We start from the raw sequence: 15,540 nt of genomic DNA on the forward strand, positions 1-15,540 counted from the left end.
TTAGATGGCTTTAAGTTTTTTTGAAGCAGTTCTGATTAGAATAAGCAGTAAAGTGATCCAAAGAATAATAGAAATAATCGAGATGATTTCGCTTTTTAAAACCTCCCAGATTCCTTTTGGCTCATAATGAAATTCTTCAACATCTGCCCAATGGTCCTTATTAATAGTAAGAGGTTTATCTTTTGCAACGGGCTTTTTATTACTGATGTATTTTATCTGCAGTGCATTCATTTTCTGCGCCATAGTGTAACGATAAGCTTCTGCTTGTTTTTGAAAATCGATGTACGAATCGTAATCTGTATTAGACAATCCCATCGACAGGTTTTTCATTGCGATATAAGGATTTAAGAAAGAAACGGTTTTAGAAAAACTGTTTTGTTGCTCATAAATCTGCAAGAGTTGTTCTAAATGTTCATTGTAAATTCTGGAACTTATTTTTTCGCCTTCGGTCATAATAAATCCCGAATAATTGAAAGGAAGTTTCTGGACCGAATCGACTTTGTAAACCCGCAGCAAAGAATCTTTTATGGCTTTGTAATGCGGATCGTTTGGGTTATGGCTGTCGCCCTGTTTTAGAATATCTTTTTCGATATCACTGCTGAATTTTATTTTTGAAGGCGCTTCAAAGATATAAGCTCCAACTGCTTGTGTAGTTCTTGGCAGAATGATCGTAAATACAAGCCAAATTCCGATAAGGGAAATTAAAGCTTTTTTTGACGTGGTGCTTACGGCAGAAACCAAAACTGCGATGATGCAGAAAAAGATCAGGTAAACAAAATGGAACCCAATAAACAAAAGCAATTTTATTGTTTCATCTGTCGTAATGGTAAAGTTTTGAAGTACTAACCAAATCAAAACTAAGATCAAAATTGTTGGTAAAAAGAGCAGCATGATCACACTTGCAACTCCTAAAATTTTCCCCGTTAAAAGCTGTTTCCAGTTGATTCCTTGTGTTAAAAGAATTTTTAAAGTTCCATTTTCGCGTTCATAAGCGATAGAATTAAAACCTAAGAAAAAGATCAGCAAAGGAAGCAGTACCTGCAAAACCATTGCTATACTGATTTCTCCAAAACGCAGCATGCTGTTAGAAAATCCAGCTTCAGAAAAATTGGCTGTATTTTGTTTATGAGCTTCAAGAAAGATAGCATTCCCGAAGAAAGGCTCCATTCCGAATTCGAAAACACTTAGGGAAGTACTTTTTCTAAAAGCAAAATTCCCATAATGTGCCATTCTATGCGGGTTTTTATCCGGATTTTTTAACCAGTCTTCCCGAGATTGATGCTGGTATTTTTCGCTGGTTTCATTTTGGTTCGAATAATTTTCCCAACCCGAAAACGCAGCATACAGCAGTAAAATGCCAATAAATAGAGTAATAATAAAAATGGCGCTATTTTTAAAAACAGAGTTTCTAAAATGTCTGGCTATTAAAATTTCGGCGTGTAATAATTTCATACCAATTAAAATTTATAAGTTACGGTCAGGCTTACGTTTCGCGGACTTCCGGGAAACAATCTCAAATAATTCTGAGCGCCGAGCCAATAAGTCTTGTTGAACAGATTTCCTGCGTTTGCCGCTATCTGAATGTTGCTGTTGTTGGGTTTGTAATATAAAGCAGCATCAAAAATTGTGAAGTCAGGAAGTGTGAAATCTCTTGTAAACCAAGGCACTTTACTGCTTTGATACTGCATTCCGAAACCGATTCCTAAATCTTTCAAAGCAGAATCTCCAGCAAAGTTGTATCGTGTCCATAAATTGGCGCTGTTCTTTGGCGTATTTTGCTTTCTCTGGCCAATTAAAGAAACATCTGCATCTTTGGTAATTTCGGCATCAATATAACTGTAAGAGGCGTTGATCTGCCAGTCTTTGGTAATATATCCGGCCAAATCACATTCGAAACCACGGCTTCTTTCACCACCTCTTGTAACCAATAAATCCGGATTTACAGGATCATTTGCTTTCATCAAAATATTGCGCTGCCTGATTTCGTAAACAGCAGCATTAAAACTGAATGTGTTATCAAAGAATGTGGCTTTTACTCCAATTTCTTTTAAGTCGCTTTCAAGAGGTTCAAACAAACTTCCGGCGGGCAGACTTCCTGTCTGAGGCATTAAAGTGGTGGTATTAGATTGCGGTTGATATCCTTCCAGATAAGTCGTATAAACGTTAATCGATTGGTTAACTGCGTATGTAACTCCAATTCTTGGCAGCAGTGCCGATTTCTTAACCGTCAGCTCGTTGTTGGTTTTATAATTGGTAATATCCTCAAACCATTCGTTTCTTAAACCCAATAAAAAAGTAAATTTTTCCCACTGAATCTGATCCTGAATATAAATAGCATTTGTCGTGGTAAGTGCCGACGGAAGTGCGGTACGAACATTCAAAACATAATCTTCAGAATTTCGCATCGCGTACGACGGATTGTTCAAATTAAAAAATTCTACATTTGGTTTTGGCAGTACCACACCATCAATGGTAACTGTTTGATAGTTGGCAGCATTTGCGGGTACAAAAGAACTTGCAACAGTTCCGTTATTCAGCAAAAAACCTCTTGCAGCATTTTGTCCGCCGCCTTTGTTTTTATTCCAGCTGCTCAGATCATAACCCGTTAGCAGTTTATGATTAAGCCCTCCGGTTTTAAAATCAAAATTAAAATAAGCGCTTAAGTTGTCTATATCCCAATACTGCTGGCGTTGCACAAACTGCATCATGGCAAGGCTTGTCACCGGCTGATTGTTCATATCAACAGCAAATCCGTTTGTAGTTCTGTGTTCCTGAAGGTCTTCTGTCCAAGTCTGCTTCATATAAGAAGCGTTAAAACCTATTTTTGAAGTGAATTTATGAGCAAAATTGGTCATCAAAATCATTTCTTTAGATTTAAAATAATCTCCAGAAGCGCCGAGATTAAGACTTATAGGTGTTTTGTTTAGATTGGTAACACCAGCGACGGCTCCAAAAATAGGCTGTCCGCGATCCAGAACTCCGGTCATGTCGCTCAAAATTAATTCGGTATTGAAAGCCGTTTTTTCATTCGGAATATAACTGAAAGAAGGAGAGATCAAAAAAGATTTATTGTTTACCAGATCACGAAAGGATTTTGCTTCCTGATAAGCGCCGTTTACGCGGTATAAAAGTGTTTTGGATTCATTCAAAGGTCCGGTAAAATCAAGCGTTCCGCGTAAAGTGCTAAAACTTCCAACAGTAAGACTTATTTCTTTTCGCTCGACTGCTAATGGTTTTTTAGTCACCATATTAATACTTCCGCCTGGATCTACAGACGAAAATGTAGCGCTCGAAGGTCCTTTAATGACTTCGACACGCTCGATATTGCTTGTCAACGGCTGCAGGAAATAATACTGGCGTGTTCGCATTCCGTTGATAATCTGGCCTTCTTCATTTTGGCTGATCCCCCGAATAGTGTATTGATTGTAATAACTAGCCGGAATTACACCACTCGACATTTTTACAGCATCGGCAAGATAAATAGCTCCTTTGTCGGCAATTAGCTCTTTGGTAATCGTAGAAATAGATTGCGGAATATCTTTATTTAGCGCTGCAATTTTTGTTGCCGAAAACGAATAATCGCTGTTGTATTTTTTTGAGGAACGCCCTACGATTTCTACAGTCTGCAATTCATTTCGCTTAGCTTCAAGTTCAATAGAATCTTTAACAATACTATCGCGTACCTTCTGGTTTTTTGTCTGTGCCTGAAGCAAAGCAAAATTGCTTACTAAAAGAAGTAAGATAAATAGATGTTTCATTTTTATGTGAATGGAAATCAAAGTTTCCTTTTAGACAGTTTGTAAATACAGATCTTCGAGTTCGTTTGCAGAAATTTTAGAAGCCTCAATAACTGTAACCAGATTACCTTGTTTCATTATTCCGATATGAGTTGCCACTTCTCTAGCTCTAAAAATATCGTGTGTGGCCATTAAAATTGCCGTTCCATCTGCAGAAAGCTCTTTTAAGATCTGAGAAAATTCATTTGAAGCCTTTGGATCTAAACCACTTGTAGGTTCATCCAGCAAAAGCACTTTGGCTTTTTTTGCAATCGCAATCGCAATACCTACTTTCTGTCGCATTCCTTTAGAATAACCTCCAAGATTTTGATCGTGCGCTGCAGCCTGCAGGCCTGCTTTGTTTAAAAAATAAGTTAGTTCGCCAAGCGAATATTTAAAACCTGCCAGAGAAGAGAAGAACTTTAGGTTTTCTAAACCAGTAAGATTGGGATACAACATCACGGTTTCTGGAATGTAGGCAACATATTGTTTTGTAGTCGATGCGTTTAGCAGTACCGGAATATCATTTATTTTTAGAACACCGTCTGTCGGTTCTATAAAGCCTAAAAAAAGATTAATCGTAGTGGTTTTGCCTGCACCATTCTGGCCCAAAAGGGCAAAAATCTCTCCTTCTTTAATAGTTAAATTTAAAGCGTTTAAAGCAGTGTGACCACCATATTTTTTGGTCAGATTTTCAGCAGTTAGCATATGATATTGATTTGGTTGAATTGACTTCAGTGAATATAAATTTCAGCATATAGTATTAAGCTATAAGCGAGATTTATATAATTAATTAAAATGTGGGATGTGTCGCATGCATAGCGGCGCACAATTTTTATTCTAAGATTAAAATAATAAGGCTAGTATAGATCTTGGTAAGATTTACAAAATCAAACAAAGCACAAAACAGCGTTATATCTGCCGATTTTGTTAGAAGGGCAGACGGTTTTTTAAGTCTCGAAAATAAAAAATGTAAATTAAAACAGGGCAGGAGGTGCTCTTAAAGCAAAAAGACTTCCTCTAAAGAAAGTAGAAACTGATTTGGTATATTCAAATACAGTAACGGTTTCAAATGTATTTTTTTGAAAAAATAAAGTCTGAAATGGGTTTAGAATAAACGTGCTGAAAGAAAAATGGCAAATATGACATTTTGTATCCACAGAGTGACTGTGTGTTATCTCTTTTTGATTCGCACTTGTATGATGTTCACAGGGTTTTTCTGTAAACTGTTTGATAACATGTTCGTAGGAGTGAATGGTCTGAAACAGCATTGCGGACAATACCATTAAAGACATCAGGAAATTGATAAAAATAATTTTCTTCTTCATTCTACAAACAACTTTTGGCTTTTTTTAGTAAAAAACGCAACAGTGTTGCAAAGATAGATTCTAAATTTATTACTCCCAAATTATAATTGTTTTATTTAAATAATTTGGTTTTGATTTTTAGTGAAATAAAAAGCTTTGTCAAAGTTTAAGACTCCGACAAAGCTTAATTTTATCTTATTTTTCAATAATCATTGTAACTCCTTGTCCGCCTGCTGCGCAGATCGATACAAAACCTCTTCCAGAACCTTTTTCGTTCAATAGTTTTGCCATAACTCCAATAATTCTGCCCCCGGTTGCGGCAAAAGGATGTGCTGCGGCAAGACTGCTTCCTTTTACATTAAGTTTCTCGCGGTCAATTGCTCCCAAAGGTTTCTTTAATCCGATTGCACTGCTGAGTTCAGGACTTTCCCAAATTTTTAAAGTGGTAAGAACTTGTGCTGCAAAAGCTTCGTGAATTTCGTAATAATCAAAATCCTGAAGAGTAAGTCCTGCTTTATCCAGCATTCGCGAAGCTGCAAATACAGGCGCTAATAATAAATTCTGCTGATTTTTGACATATTCAACAGCTGCAATTTCAGCAAAAGTAATGTAAGCCAAAATCGGAAGTCCTTGCTCTTTTGCCCATTCTTCGCTCGCAAGAAGTATGCAGGAAGCACCGTCTGTAAGTGGAGTAGAGTTTCCAGCTGTCAGTGTTCCGTTTGTTTTATCAAAGGCAGGCTTAAGACTTGCTAGTTTTTCTATTGTGCTGTCTTTTCTAAGGTTATTGTCTTTTTCAAGTCCGTTAAAAGGCGTAATCATATCATCAAAAAAACCTTCATCGTAGGCTTTTGCCATATTCAAATGACTTTTTAAAGCCAATTGATCTTGCTCTTCTCTGGGTATTTTATAATATTTTGCGGTGATTTCTGTATGTCCGCCCATCGAAAGTCCGGTTTGAGGTTCTTCGTTGCGGGGAACCAGAGGAGAAAGATCTTTTGGTCTGATTTTTAGAAAAAACTTTAATTTTTCGCCAAAAGACTTTGCTTTTCGGGCGCCTAATAATATTTTTCTAAGGTTCTCGCTTACCGCAATCGGCATATCGCTGATAGAATCTACACCTCCGGCAATTCCTGATTCTATTTGTCCCAAAGCAATTTTATTTGCAATATAAACAGCACTTTCAATTCCGGTATCACAGGCTTGTTGTAAGTCACAAGCCGGAGTTGCAGGATCAAGAGCGGTTTTCATTACACATTCTCTAATCAGATTGTTATCATAAGTATGTTTAATTACGGCTCCTCCGGCAACTTCGCCCAAAAGTTTTCCTTTTAAATTGTATTTGTCAACAAGACCATTAAGCGCTGCAGTCATCATTTGTTGGTTTCCGACATCGGCGTAAGCGGTATTTGCTCTTGCAAAAGGAATTCTGTTATAGCCGACAATAGCTACTTTTCTTATTGTAGTTGTGGTATTCATATAGGGATTTTTATAGTTGATGGTTTATTTTTCGATCCTAAAGATAAGTAGACTTATTTATAATTTAACAGTTGTTTTATATTATTATGCTGTAAAATTTCGCCATTTCCCGCATTCGAAACACATTTTCCTGCAAATTTATTACAAAATGTTATATTTATTTAGAATCGTTAAAAATAATTTGGATTTAAGGATATTACCGTATACTTTTGCATCGGAAATCAAAAACCCTTACAAAAATGAATATAATAACCATTAAAAAAATCTGCTTTTTTGTACTTTTTTTAACATCATTAAATATGATGAGTCAAAACGGCAAAGTGAGCGGGAGAATATCTTTGAGCGGGAATGTTCCTGCAGAAGGTGTTTCTGTAGCTCTTAAAGGAACAAAATACAGCGCAGTTACCGGCGAAAGCGGCAGTTATGAAATTAGAAATGTAAAACCAGGAAGCTATGTAATCAGTATTAGCGCTGTTGGAATTCATTCTGTAGAAGATAATGTTGTTGTTAAAGAAAAAGCAACAACAACTAAAAACTTTTCTCTTTCTGAAAATCAGGAAGATCTTGATGAAGTTGTGATCACCAAAAATAAATACAAACAAGACAAACCTTCTTTGTCTTTACGTCTTCAGACTCCGGTTTTAGAGATTCCGCAAAACGTACAGATTGTAAGCGGCCAGACATTAAAAGATCAGCAGATTGTAAGCATGAGCGACGGAGTAATTCGTAACGTGAGTGGTGCTGTTCGTTTAGAACACTGGGGAGATATGTATACTAATATTACCATGAGAGGTTCTCAAATTCAGGCTTTCCGTAACGGATTTAATGTAGTATCTTCTTTCTGGGGACCATTAACAGAGGATATGAGTTTTGTAGATCATATTGAGTTTGTAAAAGGACCTGCAGGATTTATGTTGTCAAGCGGTGACCCAAGCGGACTTTATAATGTGGTTACTAAAAAACCAACAGGAATTACAAAAGGAGAGGCTACTGTAATTGCAGGAAGTTATGACTTTTACAGAGCAAGTCTTGATCTTGATGGTAAATTTGATAAAAAAGGTAAATTTTTATATCGATTTAATGGTGCAGTGCAAAAGAAAGGTTCTCACAGACCATTTGAGCACAATGATCGTTATGTGATTGCTCCGGTACTTTCGTATCAATTAGATGATAAAACTAAAATTACGCTTGAATACAACTATCAGCATGCAAATATGACAGAAGTTGGTTCTTATTATGTGTTTGGAGCAGATTCTGGCGGTTATGCAACTATGCCAAGAAATTTTACGATGACACAACCTGGTGTGCCAGATACAAAAATCAATGACCACAGCGGTTATTTTGTTTTCGAACATAAATTTGATGACAATTGGAAACTTACTGCACAAACGACTTATTTTAAATATTTACAAAAAGGTTACAGCTCTTGGCCAAAAGCCGTAGGACCTGGTGATGTAGATGTAGATTATAATGGTATTATTGATGGTACACTTAGTACGGGCGAAATTATCAGAAATGTAGCCATTTGGGATTCAGAAAGTAATATGTTCTTAGGGCAGTTATTTGTGAACGGAAAATTTAATACTGGTCCGGTTTCTCACAAAGTATTGGGTGGTGTAGATTTAGGAAACAAAGATTATATGGCAGATTGGGGACAATCGCATGATTTAGATACTGTTGATAATCCATTTAATGTGTATCATCCAAATTACGGACCTCCGTCTAACGGAATGCCTAATTTTGACCGCGAAACTCCTCTAAGCCAGAGAGCAGGCGGACTTTATAGTTCGAAATACAGTGCAGGTTATATTCAGGATGAAATTGGGTTTATTCAAAATAGACTGCGATTGACACTTGCTGTAAGATATACCTGGATCAGCCAGTCTAGCAGCTATGATGTTATGGCACAAGAAGACAGCCATATCACGCCTCGTGTTGGACTTAGTTTTTCTATAACGCCAAGTACAGCAATTTATGGATTATACGATCAGGCTTTTACACCTCAATCAGGAATTATTAAAAATGGTGATAAAATACAGCCGCTTACTGGAAGCAATATCGAATTTGGTATTAAAAAAGATTGGTTTGACGGATCTTGGAGCACGACACTTGCGGCCTATAGAATTATAAAAGAAAACGAATTGACTTCTGACCCGACAAATGGTCCAAACGATCAGTTTAAAGTGGTATTGGGAGAAAAAAGAGCACAAGGTATTGAAGTAGATCTTAGAGGAAAAATCTTTGACGGGCTTAATTTAATTGCGAACTATGCTTTTACTGAATCATTAGTAAAAAGTTCTAATGTTCCGGGTATTATTGCGGGTTCTGTTGTACCTGGATATTCTAAGCATGTTGCAAATGCATGGTTAAACTACAGTCTTCAAAGCGGTAAACTTAAAGGATTAGGAGCTTCTATTGGTGGAACTTTCCTTGCAGGACGTGAAACAGACACTTGGAGTGTTGGTTTAGAAAGACTTCCGGAATATTTCAAACTTGATGGAGGTTTGTCTTATGAAACAGGAAAATTTAAAATTACAGCAAACGTATTTAATATTTTAGATAAATACCTTTACAGCGGTTCTTACTATTCTTACCTAAACTCTTATTACTGGCAGACAGAACAGCCGAGAAACTTTAGAGTTGGCGTAACTTATAAATTCTAAGAATTGTTTTAGTTGAAAAATTACAATTCAAAAAAAAAGCATCTGACTTAATTGACAGATGCTTTTTTTTTTTTGAGGTTCAAAGAGACAAAAGGACAAAGATTCAAAGCGGCAGAGGTTCAAAGTTTTTAAAAATCCTTTTAATCTGTGAAATCTTTGTGAGAAACTATCCCTTAATTAAAGGAATCAGTTTTGTACCGATTAGTTCTATAGCATTCATTAACTGCGAATGTGTCAATCCTGCATTATCCATTTGAAAAGTAAATCGATCAACACCGCCAAGTGCTTCACTGTGAAGCAGGATTTTCTCTGCTGCTCTTTCAGGACTTCCTACGATTAAAACCCCAAGATCATCAATTAAGCCGTCAAACTTAGCTTTTGTAACCGGAGGCCAGCCGCGCTCTAATCCTAATTTTGTCCAAAGTTCTGAATAGCCGGGATAGTATTCTTCGATTGCTTTTTCGTTTGTATTCGAAACATAACCAGGCGAATGCAAACCTACTTTAAGTTCGTGCGGTTTAAAACCTGCAGCTGCTCCCGCCTCACGATATAAATCTATTAAAGGGCGAAAACGATGCGTTTGTCCTCCAATAATGGCAACCATCAGAGGGAGACCTAAACTTCCGGCTCTAACAAAGGATTCTGGCGTACCGCCGACTCCAATCCAGATTGGCATTTTTTCCTGCAATGCTCTCGGATAAACCGGAAGATTATTTAATTCCGGGCGAAATTTTCCGGACCAGGTAACAAACTCATTGTCTCTAACTTGTAAAAGCAATTCGAGTTTTTCTTTAAAAAGTGCATCATAATTCTTTAAATCAAAACCAAACAGGGGATAAGCTTCAATAGCAGATCCTCGGCCTACTACAATTTCGGTTCTTCCTTTCGAAATTAAATCTAATGTTGCAAAACTTTGATAAACCCGAACAGGATCGGCAGCACTTAAAACAGTCACCGCACTTGCCAGTCGTATATTTTTTGTTCTTGCTGCTGCTGCACTTAAAATTACGGCTGTAGCAGAATCCAGAAATTCTTTTTTATGATGTTCGCCAATTCCATAAACATCCAATCCGGCCTGATCTGCAAATTCGATTCTCTGCAGTAATTGTTCCATAGCATCAACACTGCTCAAAGTATTGTTGTCGCCGTACATTGCCGAAGCAAAACTGTCAATTCCTATTTCCATATTTTTTTTAAGCTTTAAGGTATAAGCAATAGGCTTTAAGCTTTTTTGGAAGCCTGCAGCTTTTGCTTATAACAATTATTATTTATGGCTTTATACATTACGCTTTAAGTTTTAAGCTTTTTTTGGAGAGCTTAAAGCCTACTGCTTATTGCTTAGAGCCTAATGCATTAATGTGAAAATCCGAACGAAATACTCGTTATGATAATCGCAATTACAATCAAAGTAATGCCAACATATAAATAGTCTTTCTCTAAGATAAATGAGAACAGCGAAAGTAAAACTCTCAATACAGGCGTTAGAAACAATAAAATGATTCCGACAAATATTAAATATGATCCATTTCCCTGAATCGCACCATTATATACTGCAGTTATTACTTCAAAAATATTGCGGTCATTTTCTTTAAAAACAGAATAATCTTCGATATGAGATCCGTTATGGATCAAATAAACAATACCGCCCAGAAAGGCCACCGATAAAGAGATCCATACTCCATAGCGCAATAAGTTCCCGATAATAGTCTGAAAATCTTTTTCTCCAAATTTTTCGTGCTGCATAATTTTAGATTTTTCCATTAAGTCCGTTATAAATCATATTTACTGCAAGAACAAAAATCAGGCAGGCAAAAAAGACTCTTAGTTTTTTAGGGTTTGTTTTTACTAATACTTTTGCTCCGGCCATAGCGCCAAATAAAACACCAATAACAACCGGCATACAAATTCCGGGTTCTATATATCCTTTCTGAATATAAATTACAGAACTCGCCATAGCGGTAACGCCCATCATAAAATTACTGGTTGTGGTAGAAACCTTAAACGGAATCCTCATAATATTGTCCATTGCAATTACTTTAAAAGCACCAGAACCAATTCCTAATAAACCCGACATCATTCCGGCAATTCCCATCATGCTGAAACCGCCAATAACGTTTTTGGTTCCGTAGCTCACTATTTGTCCGTCATGTGTAGGATAAGTTCCTTCGAGTTTTAGTTTTTTGGCCAGCGGACTTGATTCTAAAACAATATGCTCTTCTTTTTTCCGAAGTGAATTTACCGCAGAAAAAATTAAAGTAAGTCCGAATAAAACGGCAATAAATGAAGTAGGAGCAATAGTAGAAAGTAATGCACCGCAAACGGCTCCGATAGTGGTTGCGATTTCTAAAAAGATTCCGAGACGCATATTGGTTATGCCTTCCCGAACGTAGGCTGCAGCAGATCCTGATGAAGTTGCGATTACAGAAACCAATGCCGCTCCGATAGCGTAGTGTATGTCAACACCCAAAATAATAGTTAAAAGGGGAATAATGATAATACCGCCGCCTAAACCTGATAATGAACCAATAAAACCTGCTAAAAAAGCACCAAGTATCATAATCAGGGTAAAAGTAAGTACAGTCATGCGTGTAAATTTTGTTTCTGCTAATTTACAAATACATATTTGTTCTTAGAGAAATTACGACCTTAAATATACCTTAAAAATTTTAGTGATGCGTTTTTTTAACCGAAGGGCGCTAAGATTTTTTATCTCGTTTTTATCCAATTAACGCAAAGTCCGCAAAGCTGTATGTTAATAAAGCTTTGCGGACTTTGCGGTTAAATTCTCACCGTAATACACTAAAAACGGACTACTAAATCTTCAGCCTCAATTTAGTAGGCGGATAACCAAAAATCCTCTTAAAGGCAATGCTGAAATTAGAAACATTTTGATAGCCGGACAAATGGCTTATTTCCTGAATAGAAAGCGAAGTGTCTGCGAGATAATGTCTTGCCTTATTCATTCTTATTTCTTGAAGATAACCAAAAACAGTATCACCAAAAACAGATTTAAAACCTTCTTTTAGTTTAGTCTGATTTACGCCGACTTTGCGAGCAAGCTCTACAATAGTAAAAGGGCTGTCAATGTTTTCTCTAATGAGCTGTGCTGCAAATTTTATCTTTTCTACATCGTCTCCAATTAAATTGGCAGCTTCTTTTTCGTTATCCAGACTATGATGACTTAAGGCAATAAGCTCATAGACTTTAGATTCCATATAGATTTTTCGGGTAAGTCCTTTGTAAAAACAGTTTTTGATATCCTGCATTACACCAAATATTTTGGCTCCAATTTTAATTTCGCCTTTAGACAAAGCAGTGCTGGTATTTTTCTGGATATTATTAAGGAAATCATCCATTACTTTAGATTCTCCTTCATATTTTTTGAGAACATCCAAAGGCAGGTGAATATCAAAAGTGTTGTAAATTATATCTTTTTTGAAATCAATTTTGGCGTGATTGTCTTCGGCAGAAAGAAAAGTAATATTGCCCGACATTGGCCCGGCAAAACCTGAAGCAGAACTTGGATTAATGTATCCGATTTTCTGATCAGAAAGATTAAAATGCATTTCTAAAAGTGCAGATTCTCCTCTTCCTGTAATGGCTACATCATCATGTAATTGATAATTTCCCTGAAGAATGGATAAATCGTCTGTAATCGAATGTTCGTGATAAACAATGTCGCCTTTTGGAGTAATAAACCTGATGTCTTTTTCTCCTTCCAGTTCTATCTTAGAATGTTCTATTTCAAAGGTTTTATCACTTTCCAGAAAATCAGCAAAATCATTTGAATCAATTTTAAATGCCATTTTTTATACTTCTATATTCATAATTAAAACTTCCACTTTCATAAATGCATCCATTAGTAATCAAATACTTTTGCACAGGCAAATATAATTTATAATCAGTTTAAATAAAAACAACTTGGCAATTAAATTAAACCTTCTGTGTATGTTCTTTTTTGGGTTTTTCTACGGAAATGCCTGTCCGGTATATATACATATTGAAGATAATCTTGGAAATTCAGTATCAAATGCAGCTGTTTTTGTAGACAGCAAATCGATGGGAGTTACTAATAACATCGGTATTTTAGAACTTTCGCTGGAAGCAGGAACGTATTCGATAGAAATTGTAAAAAAAGAAGGAATAAAAGTAAAACAGACTATTTCTGTAGTTTGCAGTGAGAACAATCATTTTAAAATTACGGTAAACTCTTCTGACTCCGATTCGGCAAAGCTGAGTGAAGTAGTCGTTCAAAATAAGACATTAAAAAAACAGATGGAAGAATCTCCGTTTTCTGTTCAGGTTATTGATTTAAAAAAACAATACGATAAGGCAGGAGATGTAGGTGATTTTTTAAACAGAGCTTCGGGTGTTAAATTAAGAACAAACGGAAATTTGGGTGCTGCAGTACAGATAAATCTGGGCGGACTTCAGGGAAAAGCGGTTCGTTTTTTTAAAGATGGTGTGCCAATTGAACTTTTTGGACACGGTTTCAGCCTCGGAACAATTCCTGTAAATATGCTGGACAGAGTAGAAGTTTACAAAGGCGTAATGCCGGTTTACTTAGCTTCTGATGCTTTGGGCGGCGGTGTTAATATGGTGACACGAACTTCTAATAAAAATTTTGCCGAAGTGTCTTACGAAATAGCTTCTTTTAATACGCACAGAGCAACGGCAAATCTTTATCTTCAAAACAAAAAGAATTTTTACGGAGGATTTAATGGTTCTTTGAATTATTCTGATAATGATTATAAAGTAAATGTTCCAATTCAGAATTCGACAAACGAAGAATTTAGAGATGTGAAACGTTTTCATGATATGACAAGATCCAATTATGGAGAAGCTTTTGTTGGATTAAAAGACAAATCTTGGGCAGATGATCTTCGTTTAACTTTAATTTATTCCGATTTCTACAAGCAGATACAAAATGATGCTCAAATGGTGAGTGTTTATGGTCAGGCTTTTTCTAAAGAACAGAATTATACGGGAATGGTCAATTACCGTAAAAAGTTTTTTGATGATAAATTGAAAGTGAGTTTCTTAACCAATTACAGTCATTTTAATACCAAATTTATAGATACAGCAACAGTTCGTTACAATTGGGCAGGTGATATTATTGCCGAAAACTTACAGCCGGGCGAAATTAGAAGCGGTAACGATCAGCGTTTAAAATACAATTTTGTTTCTTCCAGACTGAATTTAGAATATGCGCTTTCTGACCGTAACTTTTTAGAATTTAGCGAATTATATTATTATCAGCGAAGAAAAGGAAGTGATCCTCTGGGTGCCATTTCTGTAATTGAAGGTGTTGATGTACTCACGGTTCCGGCTACTTATAAAAAGGATAATATGGCACTGGCGTGGCGTTCTTTGTGGATCAACAGTAAGTTAGAAAGTATTATTGCCGGAAAATATTATCACTACAATACTTCTGGATATACGACTGATAACTATGGTTTTGCCTGGAAATCATCAAAAGATGATAATCAGTTTGGGTATTTAGGAGGTTTAAAATGGGCAGAAAACAATTATCTGATAAAATTCTCGTATGAGTATGCAACACGCCTTCCGGATGAATTCGAAATCTTTGGCGATGCAAGACTTATAAAAGAAAACCTAGATCTTGATCCTGAAAAAAGCCATAATATAAACCTGAATGGTCAATATTCTATCCTCAAAGAAAACAGCAGTTTAACGTTTGCAGCAGGTTTATTTTACAGAAAAGTAGAAGATGCGATTTTCCTGCAATATGATATCCCGTTCAGCCGATACATTAATTATGAACAGACTGAGGTAAAAGGGATTGAATTTGAAACCAATTATTCTCCTGTAAAATGGATCAGCACAGGATTTAATGCGACCTATCAGGACATAAGACGTGTAGGAATTAAAGAGCCGATTTATAGCTATTTGAATGATTCCAGAGTGCCTAATATTCCGTTTTTGTTTGGAAATTTTTGGGTAAACACGTACTTCAAAGATCTATTTAAAGACGGTGATAATATGAATTTTACGTGGAATGCCAATTACACGCATCGATTTTTCTTAGTTTCTATTCCAAAAAGTCAGGAGCCTTCTTTATTTGGACCGGTAAAAGATTTTCAGACTTCTTTAATAGTTCCTCAGGACGGGAGAACCGGACAGTTTACAAATGATGTTGGAGTTTATTATCATTTTTCGGATCAAAAAATAACGGTTTCAGCAGAATGCAGAAATATTGGCGGCGTAAAGCTGTATGACAATTTTAATGTTCAAAGACCGGGAAGATCCTTCCACCTCAAATTAGTTTATAATTTTTTTTAAATCAAACCAATAAAT

General features: G+C 36.2%; 11 protein-coding genes. 2 read left to right on the forward strand and 9 right to left on the reverse strand.

Annotation, left to right across the window (positions count from 1 at the left end):
* The 5 genes from B0A68_RS20875 to B0A68_RS20895 all read right to left on the reverse strand — a co-directional run bounded on the left by B0A68_RS20875 (position 1) and on the right by B0A68_RS20895 (position 6,559).
* Positions 1-1,452: an ABC transporter permease gene (locus tag B0A68_RS20875; protein WP_051892423.1), complete on the reverse strand. Its 1,452-nt coding sequence runs from the start codon at positions 1,450-1,452 to the stop codon at positions 1-3.
* A 5-nt stretch (positions 1,453-1,457) separates the two neighbouring features.
* Entirely contained in the window at positions 1,458-3,758 is a 2,301-nt protein-coding gene (locus tag B0A68_RS20880) for a TonB-dependent siderophore receptor (RefSeq protein ID WP_035680418.1), read from the reverse strand.
* Positions 3,759-3,788: 30 nt separating this feature from the next.
* A complete protein-coding gene (locus B0A68_RS20885; protein ID WP_035680414.1) occupies positions 3,789-4,484 on the reverse strand; it encodes an ABC transporter ATP-binding protein in 696 nt (231 codons plus the stop codon).
* A 269-nt stretch (positions 4,485-4,753) separates the two neighbouring features.
* Positions 4,754-5,104, reverse strand: a complete 351-nt coding sequence (locus B0A68_RS20890) for a hypothetical protein (RefSeq protein WP_035680412.1) — start codon at positions 5,102-5,104, stop codon at positions 4,754-4,756.
* A 174-nt stretch (positions 5,105-5,278) separates the two neighbouring features.
* Positions 5,279-6,559: an acetyl-CoA C-acetyltransferase gene (locus B0A68_RS20895; RefSeq protein WP_035680407.1), complete on the reverse strand. Its 1,281-nt coding sequence runs from the start codon at positions 6,557-6,559 to the stop codon at positions 5,279-5,281.
* 239 nt (positions 6,560-6,798) lie between these two features.
* On the opposite strand from B0A68_RS20895, the gene B0A68_RS20905 reads away from it, so the two are divergent.
* On the forward strand, positions 6,799-9,222 hold the full coding sequence (locus B0A68_RS20905; protein ID WP_035680400.1) for a TonB-dependent receptor: 2,424 nt from the start codon (positions 6,799-6,801) through the stop codon (positions 9,220-9,222).
* Between the two features lie 166 nt (positions 9,223-9,388).
* On the opposite strand, the gene B0A68_RS20910 is transcribed toward B0A68_RS20905, so the two are convergent.
* The 4 genes from B0A68_RS20910 to B0A68_RS20925 all read right to left on the reverse strand — a co-directional run bounded on the left by B0A68_RS20910 (position 9,389) and on the right by B0A68_RS20925 (position 13,028).
* Entirely contained in the window at positions 9,389-10,408 is a 1,020-nt protein-coding gene (locus tag B0A68_RS20910; protein WP_035680397.1) for an LLM class flavin-dependent oxidoreductase, read from the reverse strand.
* Positions 10,409-10,575: 167 nt separating this feature from the next.
* A complete protein-coding gene (locus B0A68_RS20915) occupies positions 10,576-10,983 on the reverse strand; it encodes a DUF1634 domain-containing protein (RefSeq protein WP_084678964.1) in 408 nt (135 codons plus the stop codon).
* Positions 10,970-11,806, reverse strand: coding sequence for a sulfite exporter TauE/SafE family protein (locus B0A68_RS20920; RefSeq protein ID WP_035680395.1), 837 nt, complete (start codon positions 11,804-11,806; stop codon positions 10,970-10,972). Before B0A68_RS20920 ends, B0A68_RS20915 begins: the two co-directional genes overlap by 14 nt.
* Positions 11,807-12,035: 229 nt before the next feature.
* Positions 12,036-13,028 carry a helix-turn-helix domain-containing protein gene (locus B0A68_RS20925; protein ID WP_035680393.1) on the reverse strand — a complete coding sequence of 331 codons (993 nt, stop codon included), beginning with the start codon at positions 13,026-13,028 and terminating at the stop codon, positions 12,036-12,038.
* A 142-nt stretch (positions 13,029-13,170) separates the two neighbouring features.
* Between B0A68_RS20925 and B0A68_RS20930 the strand changes: the two genes are divergently transcribed.
* On the forward strand, positions 13,171-15,525 hold the full coding sequence (locus tag B0A68_RS20930) for a TonB-dependent receptor plug domain-containing protein (protein WP_089069773.1): 2,355 nt from the start codon (positions 13,171-13,173) through the stop codon (positions 15,523-15,525).
* Positions 15,526-15,540 lie beyond the last annotated feature (15 nt).

The organism is Flavobacterium reichenbachii (assembly GCF_002217435.1).
Taxonomy (GTDB): domain Bacteria; phylum Bacteroidota; class Bacteroidia; order Flavobacteriales; family Flavobacteriaceae; genus Flavobacterium; species Flavobacterium reichenbachii.